Source organism: Methylophilus aquaticus, assembly GCF_030769565.1.
GTDB classification, from domain to species: domain Bacteria; phylum Pseudomonadota; class Gammaproteobacteria; order Burkholderiales; family Methylophilaceae; genus Methylophilus; species Methylophilus aquaticus.
Genome location: NZ_JAVCAP010000018.1, coordinates 1 through 6560 on the forward strand (window position 1 = coordinate 1; position 6560 = coordinate 6560).

General features: G+C 40.7%; 6 protein-coding genes and 1 tRNA gene. 6 read left to right on the top strand and 1 reads right to left on the bottom strand.

Going from position 1 to position 6560, the window contains the following annotated elements; genetic code table 11:
- Positions 1-255 precede the first annotated feature (255 nt).
- Complete coding sequence (gene ffh, locus Q9291_RS08890) at positions 256-1617, top strand: signal recognition particle protein (RefSeq protein ID WP_306389688.1); 1362 nt, start codon at positions 256-258, stop codon at positions 1615-1617.
- 138 nt (positions 1618-1755) lie between these two features.
- A tRNA-Lys gene (locus Q9291_RS08895) sits at positions 1756-1831 on the top strand.
- A 122-nt stretch (positions 1832-1953) separates the two neighbouring features.
- Here the strand turns inward: Q9291_RS08895 and Q9291_RS08900 are convergent.
- Entirely contained in the window at positions 1954-2802 is an 849-nt protein-coding gene (locus Q9291_RS08900) for a tetratricopeptide repeat protein (RefSeq protein ID WP_306389689.1), read from the bottom strand.
- 726 nt (positions 2803-3528) lie between these two features.
- Here Q9291_RS08900 and Q9291_RS08905 point away from each other — a divergent pair.
- The 4 genes from Q9291_RS08905 to Q9291_RS08920 all read left to right on the top strand — a co-directional run bounded on the left by Q9291_RS08905 (position 3529) and on the right by Q9291_RS08920 (position 6444).
- Positions 3529-4209, top strand: a complete 681-nt coding sequence (locus Q9291_RS08905) for a hypothetical protein (protein ID WP_306389690.1) — start codon at positions 3529-3531, stop codon at positions 4207-4209.
- 17 nt (positions 4210-4226) lie between these two features.
- On the top strand, positions 4227-4961 hold the full coding sequence (locus tag Q9291_RS08910) for a hypothetical protein (RefSeq protein ID WP_306389691.1): 735 nt from the start codon (positions 4227-4229) through the stop codon (positions 4959-4961).
- A 286-nt stretch (positions 4962-5247) separates the two neighbouring features.
- A complete protein-coding gene (locus Q9291_RS08915) occupies positions 5248-5586 on the top strand; it encodes a hypothetical protein (protein WP_306389692.1) in 339 nt (112 codons plus the stop codon).
- 57 nt (positions 5587-5643) lie between these two features.
- On the top strand, positions 5644-6444 hold the full coding sequence (locus Q9291_RS08920) for a DNA methyltransferase (protein WP_306389693.1): 801 nt from the start codon (positions 5644-5646) through the stop codon (positions 6442-6444).
- The last annotated feature ends 116 nt before the right edge of the window (positions 6445-6560 follow it).

Below are 6560 nucleotides of genomic sequence, written 5' to 3' on the forward strand. Positions count from 1 at the left end.
GCGTGGGTTCTTCGGGTACGTTTCATTGCTTTCTTTCTCTGCTTTCTGCCGCCTATCGGCTGCAAGGTTAAGCAAGAATATCACTTAAAACACTGTCCAGTTTTCCGGGTCCACCTCTAACCATGACAACATACTTGTATTAGCCCTTGGTCAGGCGAGACGCATGTATTTTTACCTGCACGCAATTTTCTGCGCGTGCACGGCATGATGTAAAATCGCAGTCTGTTTAAGGATTTGTAAGAGAGAGACATTCCCATGCTGGAAAATCTGACCGGCCGCCTGCAAGGCGTGATTAAAAACCTGCGTGGCCAGGCCCGCCTGACTGAAGAAAACATCAGCGATGCCATGCGTGAAGTACGTATGGCTCTGCTTGAAGCGGACGTGGCCCTGCCGGTGGTGAAGGATTTCATTGCCCGCGTCAAAGAACGCGCCAATGGCCGTGAAGTGCTGCAAAGCCTTACCCCTGGCCAAGCTGTGATTGAAGTGGTTAACGACGAGCTGACCGAATTGATGGGTAAAGCTAATGTTGGCCTCAATCTGGCCGCGGTGCCGCCGGTAGTGATCTTGATGGCAGGCTTGCAAGGGGCGGGTAAAACCACCACCTCAGGCAAACTGGCTAAACTGCTTAAAGAACAAAAGAAAAAAGTATTGCTGGCCAGTGCCGACGTGTATCGCCCGGCCGCGATTACCCAACTGCAAACCCTGGCCAAGCAACTCGAGATTGACTGCTTTGATAGCAACCCGCAGCAAAAGCCACTCGATATTGCCGCGCAAGTCATGGAGCAAGCCAGAAAGAGCTACTACGATGTGGTGATCTTCGATACGGCCGGTCGTCTGGCGATTGATGAAGCCATGATGGCCGAAATCAAAGACCTGCACACTTTCCTCAAACCGACCGAAACCCTGTTTGTGGTCGATGCCATGCAAGGGCAGGATGCCGTCAACACCGCCAAAGCCTTTGGCGAAACACTGCCGCTGACTGGTGTCATCGTCACCAAGCTGGATGGTGACGCCAGAGGCGGTGCGGCGCTCTCCGTGCGGCATGTCACCGGCAAACCCATCAAATTTATCGGTGTCAGTGAAAAAGTGGATGGCCTCGAGCCTTTTCACCCAGACCGGATGGCGGGCCGTATCCTTGGCATGGGCGATGTGCTCAGCCTGATTGAGCAAGCCCATAAAAATGTCGATATGGCCGAGGCGCAAAAGGTTGCCGAAAAACTTAAGTCAGGTGCCAAGTTCGACCTCGAAGACTTTAAAGCCCAAATGCTGCAAATGCGCAAAATGGGTGGCATGAGTGCGCTCATGGACAAAATGCCCGCACAAATGGCCGGCATGGCGCAAAAGGTCAATATGGACGACGCCGAAAAATCCATGCGCCGTATTGAAGGCATCATCAACAGCATGACCCCGCTCGAACGCCGCAAGCCCGAGCTTATTAAAGCCACCCGCAAACAGCGCATTGCCGCAGGCAGTGGCGTGCAAGTGCAAGACGTCAACCGCCTGCTCAAGCAGTTTGAAGAAACCCAAAAAATGATGAAGATGTTCAGCAAAGGCGGCATGGCCAAAATGATGCGCGGCCTGGGTGGCATGATGGGTGGTAAATTGCCGGGAATGTAAAGGGAAAAACGGGATGCAGGAAAAAATAAACTTTTTATACAAAAAAAGCAAAAACAGCATTGACCAATTCCCGTAAATCCCCCATAATCGCGTTCTTTCAAATTTGACGCAAAACAGCGCGGCAGACAAGAAAACATTGGGGTGTTAGCTCAGCTGGTAGAGCAGCGGACTTTTAATCCGTTTGTCGTGGGTTCGATCCCCGCACACCCTACCAAAATATAAAAGACGGCTTGCAGAAATGTGAGCCGTTTTTCTTTTCTACATACTGAACAGAGTTTTAGTTTTTCAGCAGTAGAGTGGATGTAATGAAGAAGCGTAGATTTATAGAAGAGCAAATTATTGGTTTTTAGAACTCGTAAAATGATCCAGTGCAATAAGAAAGTTGTCTTTTATCAGCATTTCTTTACTGAGCGTAATGGCTGAATTGATTTCCTCTTTACTCATGCCTTGCGAAATTGTGTAGAGATAAAATTGTGCATTTAATTTATCTTTAACAGCGGCAACTGTATACAATGCATAGGCAACGACAAATGATCTCTTAACGCCTAGTCCATTAGCATAGATGGACCCTAAAGTTAATAGTGATGCTGGATGTTGTTGATTTGCAGCTTTGCGCAGCCATTCGGTGGCTTTTAAATGATCCTTTGGTAAACCCTTGCCTTCACCGTACAATACAGCCAAATTATTCTGAGCATCAGCAAATCCTTGTTCTGCTGCTTTACGTGTCCAATAGGCGGCTAGTTGATAGTCACGTGCGGTGCCTAGACCTAAAAAATACATACTTCCCAATAGGTACATTGCCGGAATATATTCTTTGCTGGCAGCCTTGGTATACCATTCAAAAGCACGAGGGTAATCTTGGTTTGCTCCAACACCTTTAAAGTATAGGCCAGCCAGATTCGACATGGCTGATGCATATCCATGGTTTGCAGACATTTCAAACCAGTGAAAGGCTTCAGAAGGGTTCTTGGGCATACCAACACCCTGAAGATGAAATAAACCTAATTTATTTTCTCCTGCAGGATCTCCGCTCGCTGCAAGCGCTTTAACACTTGCAACGGTATCGGGATCTTTTTTGGCTTGTTCAACAAGTAAAGCAGCTTCATCAATTAGCTTTAATTCAGCGTAAGAAAATGTAGACATGACTGAAAATAGAAAAAGTAGCACAACAGTTGCGATAGTCATTGAGTTTGTAAATTGAGTTGCAGATGATTGCTTTTATTGGATTTACGTGACACCAACATTATGATGGACTATTGATATGTATCCATTTCATGGCATCTTCTAAGCTTTAAAAGACTTTATGATTTAATTTCGATACGAGTTTTGGCGAGCATTGGCAGTTAAATGTCAATATTAATCAATAATTTAAAAAAAAATTTAATCCGTTTTTCGTAGGTTCGATCCCCGCACACCCTACCAAAACATAAAAGACGGCTTGCAGAAATGTGAGCCGTTTTTCTTTCTTGATACTGAACAGTGTTTCAGAATTCAGTTTTTCAGCATTTCGCTAATTTCAAAAATCGTAGTTGAGTTTCAGGTTTTCAGAATTCCAGCTTTTCAGGATTTCTAGCCACTGGTCACCTAAGCAACTTCAAAAATTCACCTATCCGCAGGCCGAAAGTCCGCCCATAGTCGCACGCCTTGAGGCATAAGCAGGCAATCGAGGGATGGCTGATGCGATGGTAATCCCGGTGGCAATCGTTGGCCGTTATATTGGCTTGGCGTGGAAGTTGAGAGTTATCCAGGTTTGAGCGAGCTAGCGTTGATATTAGGCTCTGTTAGGTGGGCAAGTACTGCGAGAGATTTAAGTTTAACGCCATGGATCTTTTTTATTTTCGGAGCTGATGTAAACTTATCAACTAATAGCCTATATTTTTAATCGAGTTTAAGAATGTACAAGGAGTTAGTATGAATTTTCTGAGTCGTTCTTTTACGTTTTTATCATCAAAAATACTTCATTTTTTTTCATCTGATCTAGGTAAAACAGTTTTAACCTATATTCTTATTCCTTTATGCATTTTTAGTTATCAATCCATAGACCAGAATTATAAGAATGAGAGACTTAGAACTGAAAAAGAAGAAAGTAGACTGATCCAAATCAAACATTTGAAATTAGAATTTTCATATCGTTTAAGTCAGGCCATAGGACGAATAAAAACAATTGGAAACGAATTTAAAAATACCCCTCCCCCAAAAAAATCTGCTGATTTCAAGAAAAAATTGAACTTAGCTTTAAACGATTTGTTAATGGCGCCAGAAAAAGAAGTATATTGCTTGTTCAATACTTACTGCGAAAAATCGGCAATTGCAATCATTGCAGATCTAATTGTTTTACAAGATAAATCAGGTCTGAATATAAGCAGGGATGATGACGGAGCATTGAAAAATGCTTTGAGTCAATTAAATAATACTCAGCAACTACTAGACGATATGGATGAAGTAAGTCTAAAAAGTATCAACGAGCTGATAGTTGGTCTTATTAATTCACAAAAAATAAAAGAGAGTTCAGCTAAATTCTGGAAGGACTCAATGGTATTTCCATACCTTGACTGTAAAAGAAATGGAAAGTACTGCACAGTTAATAACTAATATACAGGGAGTTGAGAATGTCTAAATCCTTAGTTTGCATTTTGATGCCGTACTTTTTATTAATGACTAAATCAATTGCGATTGCCGCTCCACTTGATTTTAATTTCTTTCAAAAAGAAACTTTGGTGGCAAAGCACACTGCAATAATTGAAACACCACCAAGTAAAATCACTACTGGGTCAGTTCTTTGGCTTAAATCAAAACTTAACCTTGCCAAAACGGATAAGATTTCAGCAAGAATATTTACACTTTTGCCAGATGAAGATGAACCAGGCTTTATCAATTATCATAGTGATAGATCTTGTAAGGCGTACATAAGTAAATTAATTCCTCTAGTCCGGGATCAAAGGGATAATACCAGATTAAAAGTTGCATCAATAAACGAAAAATGGATATTCCCAACGATTGCACACGATAGCTTATATGGAAGATATTTGATTGTTTTGGAAAAATCCAATAATCAACAATCATTAATCAGACTTAAAACAGAGGAAGATGGTACCAATAAAAATTACTTCTCATCTGGCTTTATTATTGACGTTGAACCAGATGCTAGTATAAATATGAAGATTATCGAGGAAATCGATTCAAAAAGGCCAACTATAAACAATTTAGTTGCAATGCCCGAAAATAAAGATTCACCGTGCTATAAAGCAACATACACGGCTGATGCAAATCAGGATGAAAACTATAGTTCAATCAAATTAACTGAATGTATTGTAGATTCGGAATTTGAATATCAAGTTAATTAGAAAAGTGTTACATTCAAACAAGATTGTGAGCGCTGTAAGTTATTAATTAGTGATTATGTTTAAATCATTAAGCTTTTCTTTTAATCCGTTTGTCATCGGCTCCAAAATAAAAAAATCATAAACTTGTCTACCTAAGTCGAGATTTTTATAAATCTTTGCCTGGTAAGGGTGTTCGTCAATATTAGGATATTCGCTTTAGACTAAGTTGAGAGCTAATCTGTTATCAGATAAACTTCAACAGTTCTATAGGTTTCTACTGCTAACGGACATTTGATTGAGGATTTCCATGAGTCACCAAAATACAATTTCTGAGTTTGAATTTGTTATCAACAAATCATTCCTTGGACGAGGCAACCTCATTACTATACCAAGTCGCTTCTATCAAGCGATTAAAGAAAATGGCCTTAATGTTAGCACTAATGTAATTCTAAAATTTATGTCTGATCCAGCCCTTCCTGCATCAATAAATATTGGGTGGAGATCTGGGGGCAAGTATTATCAAATAAGAATCAACTCACACAACAATCTCAACATACATAAACTTCAGCTTGGTCAAATTTTACAGGTGCGAATTTGTAAGTTTGATGATAATTGGCATGTTGAACTAAATAAAAAAAATGGATGAATGAATTCCTGCATTCATTATCGGTACAATTCGTGATCGGCAGTCGTCACTCTCAAAATGTTAAACTCAGAACTAATAAATCAAGTACTTCAAAAATGTAGTCTAAGCGAAAAAGATCTTGCAAATTATCTGGGGACATCTCACATTTCTCTTGCCAGATGGGCTAGAGGCGATATTGATCCTGGCAATGATATTATTTTGCACTTGAAATCACTTCTTAATGAAATCGAATCTGGAAGAAAAATTGATCTAAAAAACGGTAATTCTAAAGTTATATTTGCATCGCGTGGAATTCGTAATAATAAAAACCGTGAAAAATTCGAAGGGGTTATCAAGCAACTAAAGGATGCAGATACCCCAATTATTTACAGATTGCGAGAAAATGATTTATGGGGATTAGGTAAAAAATTACTTCCTGTCATACTCAGTGATCACAGGGAGTCTGCTAGGACAGTTCTTGAAGCTGCTGCGCAGGGGATTTCTGCAGGTAAGAATACTTACACATATGACGCACATACCTATCATACTAAGGTTCCTCCTCAAGGTATAGCGCAAGTTATCAAGAAATATTTGCCAGAAGGTGGTCTTGTACTTGACCCATTTGCTGGTAGCGGAATGACTGGGGTGGCAGCTCTTACAACTGGTAATGATGTTATTCTAAATGAGTTATCCCCAGCTGCGAGTTTTATCGCAGACAGGTTTACTTCATTTTGTGAACCAGCAAGGCTTGCTGCGGCAATTGAACTTTTAAATCAGACTCTTGCAAGTCTAAGGCATGATCTGTATACAACTAAGTGCAGAACATGTTTCAAAGAGACAGAATTATTGTTCACAGTTTGGTCTTACAAAGTTATATGAGAGGTGGCCCCGTTTAGTTGGACAGAATGTTTGCTTTTTTAAGTGAAATATCTTGCGATTCTGTTTAAGCTGCCTTGGGTGTTGCGGGCAGGTGTTTAAAGTAAAACTCATCCGGC

Coding starts and splice junctions, on each gene's coding strand:
- ffh (WP_306389688.1), top strand. CDS start 256: ATGCTGGAAAATCTGACCGGCCGCCTGCAAGGCGTGATTAAAAACCTG.
- Q9291_RS08900 (WP_306389689.1), bottom strand. CDS start 2,802: ATGACTATCGCAACTGTTGTGCTACTTTTTCTATTTTCAGTCATGTCT.
- Q9291_RS08905 (WP_306389690.1), top strand. CDS start 3,529: ATGAATTTTCTGAGTCGTTCTTTTACGTTTTTATCATCAAAAATACTT.
- Q9291_RS08910 (WP_306389691.1), top strand. CDS start 4,227: ATGTCTAAATCCTTAGTTTGCATTTTGATGCCGTACTTTTTATTAATG.
- Q9291_RS08915 (WP_306389692.1), top strand. CDS start 5,248: ATGAGTCACCAAAATACAATTTCTGAGTTTGAATTTGTTATCAACAAA.
- Q9291_RS08920 (WP_306389693.1), top strand. CDS start 5,644: ATGTTAAACTCAGAACTAATAAATCAAGTACTTCAAAAATGTAGTCTA.